The organism is Microcoleus sp. B3-D7, assembly GCF_036705305.1.
Classification (GTDB): domain Bacteria; phylum Cyanobacteriota; class Cyanobacteriia; order Cyanobacteriales; family Microcoleaceae; genus Microcoleus.
Genome location: NZ_JAUBUE010000063.1, coordinates 1 through 14,522 on the forward strand (window position 1 = coordinate 1; position 14,522 = coordinate 14,522).

Genomic DNA, 14,522 nt, shown 5'->3' on the forward strand with positions numbered 1-14,522 from the left:
TATCCTTTCTCTGCGCTGTGCTTATCTCAATGGTCAACTTTCCGCTTGATGTATTTGCAAAAGTGAGATGCACCCGAGGAAACTCATTCAAATCGGCTTTCTTAGGATAATTTCAGTCAATAAAGTATTGAAAGCCCGCGCCACAGATGTACTCAGCTTGGCGGTGGGTAGTTTACGCAATTTGCACTTTCCTCAACTGAGAATTTACCAATAGCTTACTAGCATCATTGGCTGATAGTGCAGGGCTGAAATAATGACCCTGAATTTCTTGACAGTGGAGCGATCGCAAACACTCCAACTGCTCTTTAGTTTCTACTCCTTCGGCTACCACGCTCAAGTTCAAATCTCGCCCCAAGGTCGCTACAGCCTTAGCGATCGCCCGTTCGCACGGATCAGTCGTCAATCCGCTGACAAAGGATTTATCTATTTTTAAGATATTCAAGGGAAACTTTTTGAGATAATTTAGAGAACAATAACCCGTGCCGAAATCGTCCAGCGCAATTTGCACTCCCATATTCTGCAACTCCCTGAGAACTTTTGTGGTATAATCCACATCTTGCATGGCTGTAGTCTCGGTAATTTCTAACTCTAAATACTTGGGTGCTAAACCGCTTTTTTCCAAGCATTTTGCTACCATTTCTAATAAATTAAATTGCTGGAACTGCCGAGCCGAAACGTTGACTGCTACCCGCAAATCTGGCTGCAAAGCATCCTGCCAAACTTTATTTTGAGTGCAGGCTGTTTGCAGCACCCATTCCCCAATAGTTACAATGAGCCCGTTCTCTTCGGCGATCGGAATAAATGTAGCGGGAGTAACTAAACCTAATTGTGGATGTTGCCAGCGTAGCAGGGCTTCCATGCCCTGAATTTGCCAAGTAGTAATGTTGACTTTAGGCTGGTAGAAAACCTCAAATTCTCCCTGTTCTAAAGCCTCGTGCAGCCTGTGTTCTATAGTTAGTAAATGGCTGCCTTGGGGATTAAGTGTTGAAGTATATAACTGATAGTTATTTCTTCCCATTTCTTTAGCGTAGTACAAGGCAGCATCGGCATTTTTGACTAAAGTTTCGGCCTCTTCACCATCATCGGGATAAAGGGCAATGCCGATGCTGCTGCTAACATGAAACGGTTGTCCTTCTAGTTTAAATGCTGGCTTTAAATTGTTGAGTATTCTTTGAGCTGTTTTAACGGCATCTTCTAAGCAATTGATATCGGGAAGCAGTATGGTAAATTCGTCGCCTCCCCAGCGGGCAACAGTGTCTGTCGATCGCAAAGTGTCGCTGATACGTCCGGCAAAACCTTCTAACAGGCGATCGCCCGCAGCGTGACCTAATGTATCATTAATCTTTTTGAACCTGTCCAAGTCTAAAAACATCACAGCAAGCATTTTTTTTGTTTGTTTAGCTTGTTTTAAGGAAGCCAGCAGCCGCTCGTTAAAAAGTATCCGGTTCGGTAAACCTGTGAGTTGGTCATAAACAGCTTGATAGCGAATAATTTCTTCAGCTTGCTTGCGCTGAGTGATATCCATCATCGTGCCGATCGCCCTGACTGCTTGGCCACTTTCATTGCGGATGATATAGCCGCGATCGAGCACAAAAACATATCCCCCGTCTGCACGGTGAAAGCTGTATTCTTCCGACCAACATTGAGCATCTGAGTTCATTGTTTGGTTGAAGCTTAACATCACTCTTTCCCGTTCTTCGGGATGAATATTTAACCACCAGGATTCTAATTCTATCGTCTGAGTTTCGTTGAGTTTGTATCCAAAAACGTTTTCAAACTCTGCGCTCAACCAATACTCATTTTTTAACAAATCAAAATCCCATACGGCATCATTTGTCGCCCGCGTCAGCAGGTGAAAGCGTTCTTCGCTTTTGCGTAGTTTTTCTTCGGATTGCACCCGTTCCGTTACATCCCGAAAGCTGAATACTCGACCAGTAATTTGGCCTCCCGTGCGCTGGGGCAACGAGTAGCGCTCGAAGATTCTGCCATCTGTCAACTCTATGATATCGTAACTTTCTGCTGCTGGGCGATCGGACAATTCTTTAGCACGGTTGAGAAATATTTCGGGGTATTTTAACTGGTTGATTCCAAACCCCAAAATTTGGTTGTTATCTCTCGAATCAACCAGCAAATCCGGCAACTGCCACATTTCGGCAAATTTGCGGTTAAAGGTGATAACTTTTCCTCCGCTGTCAACCGCCAGAATGGCGTCAGCAGTAGATTCAATGGTTGCTTGAAGCAACGAAAGAGATGTTTCTAGTTGTGACTCTGCTAATTTGCGATCGCTGATGTCAAAGGCTGTGATTAATATTGAGGCTTTTTTTTCAAATTTTATAATATCTACAGTTGCTTCAATCCAGCGCATTTCTCCAGTTTTCGTGACTATTACTAATTCATATTTAGAGCCTGCTGTTGAGCGCGCATGGCTGGATTTACCCCATTTTTTAACTATTTCTATAAAATCTAGATGAATTAAGTCGTATAAATCCAAGGCTAGTAATTCTTCGCGAGTATATCCTGTCAGAGCTTCTGTCTGAGCATTGACATAGCGGAACTGTCTGCGGTGATAGATAAATGCAACAGCATTAACAGTTTCTATCAGTTGGCGAAACTTTTTTTCACTGCGCCGCAAATTTCTTTCAACCCGCTTTCTATCGGTAATATCTTGTGCTATATATAACTTGCCGCTGACCTTGCCTTGCCCGTCGCGAATAATTGAAATAGAAAGCAGTACAATTATTTTTTTTCGATGTTTAGAAAGGTAGACTTTTTCGACGTTGCGGACAGAACCTTCTGCTGTTAAACTTGCTAACTCTAATTCCGGGGCTGGTGATTCAGTTTTCTTAAACAGTCTGGCTATTGGTGTGCCTAACAACTCTTTTTTAGAGTATCCCAAAAGTTGAGAGGTAGCTTGGTTTAACGACAGAATATGACCGCCCGGGGTGGTGGCAATTATCGAGACGTTCATTTCCTCGCAAATATCGAGAGCATATTCGGCAGTTTGCTGCAAGTCTTGGGTCATTTGGGCAATAGTATGCCAGATATCCTGTTCTTTTTTTGGTGGATACAACACTTTTTCTCCTTTTGGTACCTTGTCATTTTCTGTTTCAGACTTCGGCTTGATTAACCTCATCGTCTTGGATAAGCTATTTACTGTTTTACCCCTGAGCAGTAATGATATTACTACACAAATAAAAACCAGATAATAACCGATTATTTTCCATCTAAAAGTAGCTTTTTTTCTAGGAATTTCCTGAGATTCTATATAATTAGAAATGGGTAACTTTACTGGCTCAATTTGGGATATTTTATCCAAAAATAATGCGGTGCTTGCAGAAGTAAGGGGGCGAGCTGCCGATGGCAAATAGCTATGTTTCTGAGACCGAACCAAAATCCCTTCTACAGGGCGAGTGCCAGGTTCATCTATTACACTTGTCCGTAATATTTTTGGATTTATGCCACATTCCAGACCAAAAATAGCAACCGCGAAATATCCCAACATCAATCGAGTTTTTTTTTCATTTGCTCTACTTCCTAATTTCAAATAAATCTTTTTAGCCACCATAAATTTAAAAAAAATTAACAGAACTTTTTCTATCATGGGCAAACCCAGCCACTATTAATTTATGTGGATTTGTAAATAAATTTTTGCCAAGCTAATAATTTAGCTTTATAACTAATTACAATTTTAATCTTAATTTAAAATGTGTCATCAGCCATTGTGCCACAAATTATCCGCCATTCTGCCTAGACACCGCGTGGGAGCGCGCTAAAATTAGATAATTCCCGCAAAAAGGCGACCGGGATTCGTTAGAAAAATAAACAATTAGCTTAAAATCGATGCAGAGGTCCACTAATTGAACCCATGAGTCAGACCATCCCACAACTCGAAAAAGAAGTCCGCGCGCTGCAAGCAGAAGTTACCGCCCTGCAAGACTCGCTGGAAAAACTTGGCGTACAGCGCTCTGAGTGCCGAGTGGCAGTCAGTTTTCCCAAAAATAATACTCCTCAAGCCATTGCTGAGTTCCACCAGCAAACTGCTGCTTTTGGGGAGCAGTGGTTGCAGCAAATCCAGGAAATTGACCGAGAGACTAAAAATATTGAAAAGCAACTGCAGCCAAAACAGGCTTTACTCAATTACAAGCAAGGTGAACTAGAAAAATTGCTGGCCGGACAGCACTGGCAAGAAGTAGAAAACCACGTTCAAACCGGGGAAAAACGCTTGCAAGCACAAGCTCGGAGAATCAATCAAGCAGCAGCGCAGCTAGAGGCAGAGATTCAAGCTTTAAAAGCACTGTACGACCAACTCAATCCGAGTTATTCAGAGTGGTTTCAACAACCAACTCAAATAGTAGAATTTTCGGCGAAAACTATTCCTTATGCTTTTCCTAGCAGCAGCGGGTTGATCTTGGATAATAAGGAGATTGAGTGGGAAAAAAAGTAGTTTTGGCTTGTGAATTTTAAAGGTAAATTAGTGATTTGAATGTCGCCGTCGAACGATCCAATAAGCAAGACAGATTCGACGGCAACATCCCAAGGCTTTTACCTGCTTTTTTAGAGGAAAAATACAAAACTGCCTCTGGCGCCGTTAATTTTAAGATTTTTGAGTTTCATTTTTTGAAACAAGTTTATTTTTAACTCTGGTGTCAATCTAAAATCTAAAATATAACAGTTCTGGACGCATCAACCGGGTTTTACAAAAAGACTTTGTTGCAGCTTTCGCTTCCGCTAAAAAACCCGGTTGATGAGAGCGAGGGGTGCGTAAGCCCTGTCTAAAATCTCACATAGACTTACTGATGAAACAATTGATTTGGATAGCGCTATTTATTATGGTTGCGGTGGCGGCTGTGGGTTGGCGTTCTGACTCGTGGCAGCGGTTGTCGAGTGTACCCGCAGTTTCGCTCGATCGTAATATCCACACTTCCCAAAACCCGTCTCCCTTACCGCTTCCTGCTGAAAAAAATGCTTTTTCTCTGCCCCAAATTGACCAGTCCCGGTTGTGGAAACACGTCGATAGTTTAGCAGGAGAACGCGAGGGAGAACAATCTCGCTCTTTTACTAGAAACTACATTTCCAAACAACTGCAAACATTAGGATTTTCCCCCGAGTTGCAGCCGTTCGATCGAGGAGTCAACGTCTTCGCTGAGAGAAAAGGTACTGACTCGAACGCCGGTGCAATTTTAGTGGCAGCACACTATGATACCGTCCCAAACTCACCTGGAGCTGATGACAATGCGACGGGAGTTGCTGTAGTTTTAGAACTAGCAAGATTGCTGGGTTCTCGTTCCACGCCTCGGACATTGCAAGTAGCTTTTTTCGACAGGGAAGAAATGGGACTTTTAGGCAGTTTAGCATTCACTGGTAGCGACGCGCGGTTAAAAAATTTGCAGGGAGCGATCGTCCTGGATATGGTAGGTTATGCCTGCCGCACGCCCGGATGCCAGCAATATCCCGAAGGATTGACAGCGCAACCTTTTCTAGAAGCATCGGGGGTAACTTCTCCCGACAAAGGCGAGTTTATCGCTGTGATTGGGGATGCGGAACATCCGCTGCTATTGAAAAGTTTTGCAGAGTCTGGAAAAGCGGATTTGCCGCCTGTGGTGGCGCTGCCGGTTCCCCTGAAAGGGTTGCTGACTCCCGATGTTTTGCGGAGCGACCACGCGCCTTTCTGGTATAAAGGAATTGGTGCTGTGTTGGTGACGGATACTGCAAATTTGCGATCGCCCCACTATCACCAATCTAGCGATACATTAGCAACTATCGATCGACCTTTTTTCGCCGGTTCTGCTCAAATTGTTGTTAATGCCGTGGCTAAATTATTGGAATTAGGTAATTAGTAATTGGTAATTGAGCATGGGGAATTGGGAATTGGGGATGGGGGATGGGGCATGGGGCATTGGGCATGATGACTGTTATTGATACTGCCAACTGACTACTGCCAACTGCCAACTAATAACTAATGACTAATGACTAACAAAGAAAGCCTGCAACGGCATTTACTGCAACTAGACAATCGAGGCTACAAAGCCTACAAAGACATTAAAGGTAATTACGACTTTTCTGAATTTACATTAATTATTGATTACGTGCAGGGAGATCCGTTTGCTTCTCCCAGTAAATTTAGAGTCATAGTTCCGCCAAACATTGCTCAAATTCCCCGCGAACTTTTCAACTCTCGCAGTCGAGAAATAGCCTTGCGAGATTACCTAACTCGCCAGTTTGACAAAGCAGCACACAGCATCAGCAGCAAACGCGGCACTGGGAAAAGCGGTATGATTGCAGTGACTGGCTTCGGACAAGAAGTTTTAGAGCGAACTTCCGCATTTATCATTTCCTCAAATACATCCGATATCGAAGATTTAGGAGGAGTTGAACTGCGATTTGCCGTCGGACTTCCAGCGGGCGGACGCAGTATCTTAGGGCGACAAGCTGCTGAAATGCTGTGCGAAGATATTCCGCAAATTGTCAGCAATTCTCTCAAATATTCTCACTTAAATGCTGGGGAATGTCGCCGTCACGTTGAAACTGTAGAAGATGCTGACTGGCTGCGGCAGCAGTTAGCTGAGAACGGATTAGTTGCGTTTGTTGCTGACGGTGCAATTTTACCCCGCCGCAGCGGTGTTGACAACAGACCTTTGTTAAATAATGCTGTGCCTTTTCAGTCGCCGCCGTCGTTAAAAGTTGAGTTTAATTGTCCGAATCGCGGTTTGATTTCCGGGATGGGTATTCCCGCTGGCATTACTTTGATTGTTGGCGGCGGCTATCACGGCAAATCAACTTTACTCAGGGCGATTGAGTTGGGAGTTTACAACCGAATTCCTGGAGATGGTCGGGAATTTGTGGTGGCTAATCCGGCGGCGGTGAAAATTAGAGCGGAAGATGGCAGAAGTGTGGCGGGAGTTGATATTTCGCCTTTTATTAACCAATTGCCACAAGGTAGAGATACTGCACAATTTTATACGGAAAATGCGAGCGGTAGCACGTCGCAAGCTGCTAATATTATTGAGGCTTTGGAAGTGGGGAGAAGGAAGAGGGAAGAAGGAAGAAGGAAGAGGGAAGAAGGAAGAGGGAAGAAGGAAGAAGCTCAGTCTTTTGTTTTAGAGACGCAATTAGTCGCTATTTCAGAAGGGGATTTAGTGCCTGTTTTATTAGTTGATGAGGATACGGCGGCGACAAATTTTATGATTCGCGATCGCCGAATGCAGGAACTCATCGCTAAGGATAAGGAACCGATTACGCCGTTTATTGATAAAGTGAGACTATTGTATGCAGATTATGGCGTTTCGACTATTTTAGTCATGGGCGGAAGCGGCGATTATTTTGATGTGGCAGATACTGTGATTTCAATGGATAACTTTCAAGCATATAATGTGACGGAAAAAGCTAAAGAAATTGCTAAAAAATACTCGACTAGCCGTGCTGCTGAAGGGGGAGAAAATTTTGGTGAGATTACTCAAAGAGTGCCGATTCCTGCTAGTTTAGATCCGAGCCGGGGACGGCGAGATGTGCGAGTGAAGGTGCGGGATGTTGATGAATTGGCTTTCGGAACTGAGGAGATTGATTTGGGGGCTATTGAACAAATTGTGGACAGCGGACAGTTAAGGGCGATCGCAGCGGCAATGGTTTATGCTAAGCAGCAATACATGGACGGAAAACGTACTTTGTCGGAAATCATAGATTTGGTGATGGCAGATATTGAGGCGCAGGGGATGGATATTTTATCGCCTTTTCCTGAAGGGGATTTTGCCATGTTTCGGCGGTTTGAATTGGTGGCGGCAATTAATCGGCTTCGCAGTTTGTCGGTTGTTGCCAAGTAGACTTGCTTAATATAAGTGTATTGTTGCCCTACTTTTGATATGCTGACCAAAGTGAGTGCAAAAACTGCGATTGAAGTATGACAGGCAATATAGGACAACTGACTGCTTTAAGCGATCGACCTTATATAGTATTAAGCAATCAAGGGGAAATTTTACAGTTAGAGTTAAAACAGCAGCAGCACTTATTGGGGCGCGATCGCACTCGTGCTGATTTAGTCATTCCCGAAGCTTGGCGCGCAGTTTCGGGCGTTCACGCTGTTTTGCGCCAAATGGGGGATAATTACTGGATTTACGACGGTGACGGCCAGCGGCCGAGCACTAATGGCTTATTTGTCGATCGCACTCGCATCACTCCCAATGACGGTTATTGTCTGAAAAACGGCACAGAAATTAAAATCGGTCTCGATCCTCAAAATCAAGTTTTGCTGAGTTATTTTAATCCGCTGGCGAATCAGGTTGCTGTCCCTAGCAAGCAGTCAATTCTTCTTAAGAATCGGTCGGTTTTGTTAGGCCGCGATCCAAACGCTTCGCTGCAATTAGATGCGCCGCTGGTTTCTAGACGCCACGCCACAATCGACCAAGACAGCCGCGGCAATTATATTTTGCGAGACCACAGCGTTAACGGGGTTTTTGTTAACGGTCAGCGAGTGACAAATTCTGTACAGTTGTCCGAGGGAGATGCAATTCGGATCGGCCCGTTTACTCTAACTTACCGCAGCGGTGAGTTGCAGATGCAAGACTCGGGGCATCAAATTCGTTTGGATGCTGACAGTCTGGTGATTCCGAAGCGTTTGGATAACATCACTTTGGCGATCGAACCGGGGCAGTTTGTGGCTTTAGTCGGCGGTAGCGGCGCTGGCAAATCTACTTTAATGCGGACGCTTTTAGGCATTGAAAAAACTACTAACGGCGCTGTGTTTCTCAATGGCGACCACCTGCGCCAAAACTTCAATATTTACCGCAATCAAATCGGTTACGTGCCTCAAGATGATATTGTACACGCAGATTTGACAGTAGAAGAAGTCTTGAGTTATGCAGCTAAATTGCGCTTACCTCCCGATACAGATGTCAAGCAGGTAGTCGCAAAAACTTTAGAAGATATTGAAATGACTCACCGTCGCAAGGCTTTGGTAAAACAGCTTAGCGGCGGACAGCGGAAGCGGGTCAGCATCGGAGTTGAACTGTTAGCAGACCCGAAACTTTTCTTTTTAGACGAACCGACTTCAGGACTCGATCCGGGTTTGGATAAGAAGATGATGCAACTGCTGCGAAAGTTGGCAAATCAAGGCCGGACGGTGATTCTGGTGACTCACGCGACGGCAAATATCACGATGTGCGATCGTATTGTTTTTATGGGTCGCGGCGGACGCCTTTGTTACTTCGGCCCGCCTAGGGAAGCGCTCGATTTTTTCGATGTCAAAACAGGCGATTTTGCAGACATTTACAACGAATTAGAAACAGGAGAAACCAACGTTCTAAGCTGGGCAGAAAAGTTTAATAAATCTCCCTACTATCAGCGCTATATTGTCAACCACTTCAGCACAGGAAACGCTAATGCAAAAATACCTTCTGCACCTTCTGTACCAAAATCTCAATCTTTCGTCAAACAACTCGTTTTGCTTGCCCAGCGCTATTTTCAACTCGTTTCCCGCGACTTAGTTAACTTGAGTTTAGCTCTTTTAACTGCTCCGATAGGCATTAGTTTGCTGCGGCTTGCCGTCAGAGATAAAGACCCGTTAATTGGCGCACCGGAGGCAACTTTAGCACCTTTAGCGCTCAGAGTTTTATTTGTATTTACCTGCGCGGCGATTTGGGTAGGACTGGCAACTTCTCTGCAAGAAATTGTTAAAGAATCTGCTATTTATTTGCGAGAACGTTTGGTTAACTTAGGATTGTTTGCTTATTTAGGTTCAAAAATTTTTATACTTTCTGGTTTGGCAGTATTGCAAACACTGTTAATGGTAGGAGTTATTCTGAGTGCTTTTAAATCCCCCGAACCGAGTTTAATTTCCTGGGCGATGGGGGCAAGTATTACCACATTCCTAACTTTGATGAGCTGCATAAGTCTCGGATTAGTCGTTTCCGCGATTGTTAAAAATAGCTCTCAAGCTAATAGCGCTTTGCCTCTTTTATTGCTGCCTCAGATTATTTTTTCTGGAGTTTTGTTTAAGATGGAAGGTGCCGCGAGCACATTTTCTTGGCTGATGTTAAGCCGCTGGTCTGTGGGTGCTTACGGCTCTTTAGTTAATGTGAATGGGATGGTTCCCGCGCCTACTACATTACCGGACGGGAGTACGCTTCCTCAGCCGTTTGAGCCTACTCCTGTTTACGATCCAACCTGGGAGAATTTGAGTTTAAATTGGGGTATTTTGTGCGTGCATATTTTCGTTTATTTAATGTTGACTCTGTGGTTGCAGAAGCGGAAGGATATTTTATAATTAAAATTACGCACTTTTAACTCACAGTTCATTATCAAATCAGATGGGGGGAGGAATCAATGTTAGTTAAAACCAACGCATTAGTAGAAATTGCTGCATCGCCTGAAGTAGTCTTTGATTTTGTTACGTCGCTGTCAAATCTGCCCAAAGTCTTTCGCGGATATGGCCCAATTCCAGCCATTATTAAAGCTGAGATGGCAGATGGTGGAGAAATGCGTGAAGGCGGCGTGCGGCGGATAGAAAATTCCGACACTTCGGTGATTGATGAAGAAATCATTACTTTCAAAAAGCCAGAAAGACAAACCTACCGACTGGTTAGAGGGTTTAAGTTTCCGATTTCTCTACTCATTGAGTCTGGTGGCGGAGATTGGAATTTCACTGCTACAGCAAAGGGAACTCAGATTGATTGGGAGTTTTATTTCATGCTGAATTCTTCGATATTCTATCCCATCGGGTTGTTGCTAGTTCAGGTTTTTATGCAAAAAGCTATGCAGCAGTGTTTATATAATATTAAAGAATATTTGGCTAACCCAAGCGAATTGATGGTATGAATTATTGGCTAATGAAGTCGGAACCAGATGTTTATAGTATTGCGAATTTGAAGCACGACCGCACTTCCCTTTGGGATGGCGTTCGCAACTATCAAGCTCGCAATTTTATGCGAAAAATGAGTCTGGGAGATTTAGTATTTTTTTACCATTCTAATACTAGAATACCCGGAATTGTCGGCTTAGTGCGCGTCGTTGAAACAGGAATTGCTGACCCAACTCAGTTTGATATGAATAGCGAATATTATGATGCTAAATCGCAGTTTGATGCGCCTCGCTGGCAAACTGTGAAAGTTGAGTTTGTGGAGGAATTTGCTAAGTTAATATCTTTGGATGAACTGAAACAAAAGTTTAGTGCTGATGAGATTTTGGTGGTGAGGAAAGGCAATCGGTTATCGGTGATGCCGGTATCTGAAGTTGCTGCCGAGAAGATTTTGAAGATGAGATGAGTTTATTACCCACTTTATACGGGGCGAATGTAATACTAATTTCTCAAAATAGAGTTACAGTTAGTATGTGTTATTGTTGTAATTTATTACCCAAATATCAGGAAGAATAATGTCAGTCTTGTGTCAAGATTGAAATTCGGGAAACAGCAGAAGAGGTGAGAGATCTTCTGAGGAAAGAGAAAGATGTGACTCTCCACGAAAAACTCCAAGTTCTGTATTGGCTCAAAACCCAAACGGTAGAAACTGTATTGTCGGCTGCTGTGCGGTGGTAGTCCTGCATAGTCATGATAATTAAGGGTTTTCTTTAATAAATAAATTGGCGTTATAGCTAGGAATAAAATACCAAATAGCTGTTTATATGATTGGAGAGTTTTTTATAAAATGAAAGGGTTTTTATTGCCAATCGAGATATTCTTTGTCTCATGGTATTATTAAATTTTTCTATATAGTTTGTCTGACCAGTATGCTTTCCTACTGCTCTCTGTCTTTTTTTTAGGAAAAACTATTCCCTCAGAAAGGACAAAAGTGTGTATAACTGACAGCACATTGACGATATACTGCAGGCATTAAATTCCCAAGTCATCGAGCACCATCTTTATCTCTTTTGCCAATATATACTCCTACAATTTCTTTAGTCAAGACATCAATTGCTAGCCAAATCCACTGCTTATTACCCTTATTTTCTACAAATGAGCACATTTCATCGCATTGAATTGTTAGCTTCCCCCTTTTTTTGATTTCACTTCCACTTGTCTTTTGACGGCTCCTAATTTTTCATTAACATAGTATTGTAGCCACCTTTGTGAAACCCCGGTTCCCCTAACAATCCCAGCCAGAGATATCTTTTCTAATAAAGTCTATCTCTCAATTCTCTTGTTTCTTCCGAAATCTGCTGATGTCTGGGAGCCATGACAAATTGTCTGTCACAATCTCGACATTTAAAGTTTTGTTTACCAGTGTGAGTGTGACCATTTTTCACAATATTATATTGAGAATTGCACCTGGGACATTTTATAAGCTAAAAGTTAAGGCAGATTGAAGAAGTAAATTATAACAGGTACTCCTGACTATGCAGGACTACCCAACTACCACGATGGTTGACGTAATACTTGCTACGGCGCTTGATTTGGTCAATACCCAGCACTTCTAAAACTGGTTTACAAGTTGCTGCTACTGTACTTCATACACCTGAAATACGCTGTACCTTTTGGTCAGAGCTTGTCAGCCTGATTTGGCTCTTTTTTGTATAACGCAGTTTAAAATGATAGTTCACTGGCGTTCACTGTTGGAGGATTCTCCTTGCACGCTTACCACTTTAGGCTAGCAGTTTCGGTTACTTTCGTGGCCTGCATTCCATCTCGTTCATTGCTTACTTGAGGCGTGACCGGACTTCAAAGGAAGTCTTTTACGTAGGAGTAGCGGGTGTGAATCCGCTAGGAAAGTGGTCTTTCCATACTAAACAACCTTATCAGGTCGCGCTCGACTAAACGAATCGCACCTAAACTCCAAGTATGAGTAAAAGCGTTTATCTCAAAAAAAAATAGGCTAGCTATATTTCACAGCGCCTATCTCAATCTAAATTTTAATGGCTCCCCGCAACGCCGTCTTACCTCAGCTTTTGACCTGGTATTTTACCAGGTGGGTACCGTTGGCTCGGACTTAAAGTTTCTGGGTACAAGCCCAGTTTACTGCTGTCCAAACATCTTGATTCCCGAGAGTTAAGAGTTATAGATCAAAAAAACATTATTGGCAGTCACCAACGTCGCAGTAGAACCTTTATTTAATATATACCAACTAACCAGATTTTGGCAAGCTTCGAGCAATTTAACTTGCATACCAGATAGATTCAACGGTTTGAGCGAGATCCTCTGCTGACGATCGCCCCTGAGCCACCAAGTCCGCGTCAAGCACAACTGTAACGTGACCGAGTTTGCGGCCGGGACGCGATTCTTTCTTACCATACCAATGTACAAAAGCACCGCTAATTTGTGCCAGTTCTTTTCTTTTTGCTAAATAATCGGACTCGGCCGACTCGTAGCCTAGCAAATTTACCATGACAGCGCCTGCACATTTCAGAGCCGAATTACCTAAAGGCAGTTGACAAACGGCGCGCAAATGCTGTTCAAATTGTGAAGTTTCGCAGGCATCGATGGTAAAATGTCCCGAGTTGTGGGTGCGGGGTGCAATTTCATTGACTAACAGCTTATTATCAGCGGTTAAAAATAATTCAATGCCGAATACGCCGACAGCTTCTAAGCTGTTGAGGAGAGTGCGGGCGATCGCACAAGCTTCAGTTTTCACATCTAAACTAATATCAGCGGGCGCAATCACCAGATGACAAACCTGATTTTGCTGCTGAGTTTCCACTATCGGATAAATCGCAATTTCGCCATTTGCCGATCGAGCTGCAATTACAGCCAACTCGCGATCGAATGGCACAAACTCTTCCACCAGCAAAGACTGACCTTGGAGTTTAGCACGAATTGACTCCAAACTCCCTCGATCATTCACAATAAAAGTACCTTGGCCGTCATAACCGTGGCGGCGAACTTTGACGACAAAGGGAAAGTCGATCGATCCAGCATCCGAGTCTCCTTTCATCTGCACGCTGTCGGAAACAGAAATTGCCGGAAAGTCGATCGCCACCGCTTTAAACAATTCTGGGGGCAAATCTGCGCTGCAATCCCATTCCCAAAACCTCGGAGTTGGCAAACCCAAACCTTGTAAATAACAGCGCTGAACGTACTTATCCAACAAAGGAGAAAGCGACGACAAACTCGGCTGAAATAACACACCTTGCTGTTCTAGCGGCCGCAAACCATCCAAATCCACAAACTCATTTTCAAAAGTAATAACATCGCAGCCAGCAGCCAATTGAGCCGTAGCCAAAACATCATCCACAGCCGCCAAAACAGCACCAGCAGCAACAGAAACTGCCGGGTCACTAGCATGGGGAGTTTGCACTACCAATTCAATACCCAGCGCACTAGCAGCATCCCCCATCATCGAAGCTAGCTGGCCGCCGCCGACAACGCCCACCCGCTTAAATTTGGCAGACGAACTCGCAGCGGTTTGATTTGATTTCATGTGAGTAAAATTCCCCAGAGTCAACCTGCCTATCTTATCGCTATTTGTCCCCGAATCAATTATAGTAATTGCAGAGTTAAAAGCCAGAAAAGAGTTTTAATTGCGTGATTAAATCGAGGCCGAACCCATAAAAATTGGGCAGCTAAAGTCTTTAATTATTGCACGCTCGCAGCCATTGAGAAA

Annotated in this window: 8 protein-coding genes, 1 other RNA gene and 1 pseudogene; 6 read left to right on the forward strand and 4 right to left on the reverse strand. The window is 43.6% G+C overall.

The window, feature by feature from the left end; translation table 11 throughout:
- Positions 1-172: 172 nt before the first annotated feature.
- Positions 173-3,601 (reverse strand): EAL domain-containing protein, encoded by a 3,429-nt coding sequence (locus QUB25_RS26895; RefSeq protein ID WP_333188098.1) that lies wholly within the window; start codon positions 3,599-3,601, stop codon positions 173-175.
- A 264-nt stretch (positions 3,602-3,865) separates the two neighbouring features.
- Here QUB25_RS26895 and QUB25_RS26900 point away from each other — a divergent pair, with 264 nt between their 5' ends.
- From QUB25_RS26900 to QUB25_RS26925, 6 genes are all read left to right on the forward strand, one after another.
- Positions 3,866-4,444, forward strand: coding sequence for a hypothetical protein (locus tag QUB25_RS26900; RefSeq protein ID WP_333188100.1), 579 nt, complete (start codon positions 3,866-3,868; stop codon positions 4,442-4,444).
- A 352-nt stretch (positions 4,445-4,796) separates the two neighbouring features.
- Entirely contained in the window at positions 4,797-5,837 is a 1,041-nt protein-coding gene (locus QUB25_RS26905) for a M28 family peptidase (protein ID WP_333188102.1), read from the forward strand.
- 129 nt (positions 5,838-5,966) lie between these two features.
- Positions 5,967-7,817, forward strand: a complete 1,851-nt coding sequence (locus QUB25_RS26910) for an ABC-ATPase domain-containing protein (protein ID WP_333188105.1) — start codon at positions 5,967-5,969, stop codon at positions 7,815-7,817.
- 77 nt (positions 7,818-7,894) lie between these two features.
- A complete protein-coding gene (locus tag QUB25_RS26915; RefSeq protein WP_333188108.1) occupies positions 7,895-10,255 on the forward strand; it encodes an FHA domain-containing protein in 2,361 nt (786 codons plus the stop codon).
- 59 nt (positions 10,256-10,314) lie between these two features.
- On the forward strand, positions 10,315-10,806 hold the full coding sequence (locus tag QUB25_RS26920; RefSeq protein ID WP_333188111.1) for an SRPBCC family protein: 492 nt from the start codon (positions 10,315-10,317) through the stop codon (positions 10,804-10,806).
- Positions 10,803-11,252 (forward strand): EVE domain-containing protein, encoded by a 450-nt coding sequence (locus QUB25_RS26925; protein WP_333188114.1) that lies wholly within the window; start codon positions 10,803-10,805, stop codon positions 11,250-11,252. The genes QUB25_RS26920 and QUB25_RS26925 overlap by 4 nt, the downstream gene beginning before the upstream one ends.
- A gap of 291 nt (positions 11,253-11,543) precedes the next feature.
- Here QUB25_RS26925 and QUB25_RS26930 read toward each other — a convergent pair.
- From QUB25_RS26930 to QUB25_RS26940, 3 genes and pseudogenes are all read right to left on the reverse strand, one after another.
- A pseudogene (locus QUB25_RS26930) lies at positions 11,544-12,267 on the reverse strand (IS1 family transposase).
- A gap of 571 nt (positions 12,268-12,838) precedes the next feature.
- A non-coding RNA gene (gene ssrS / locus QUB25_RS26935) (6S RNA) lies at positions 12,839-13,026 on the reverse strand.
- 50 nt (positions 13,027-13,076) lie between these two features.
- Positions 13,077-14,339, reverse strand: a complete 1,263-nt coding sequence (locus QUB25_RS26940; RefSeq protein ID WP_333188118.1) for a 5-(carboxyamino)imidazole ribonucleotide synthase — start codon at positions 14,337-14,339, stop codon at positions 13,077-13,079.
- Between the last annotated feature and the right edge of the window lie 183 nt (positions 14,340-14,522).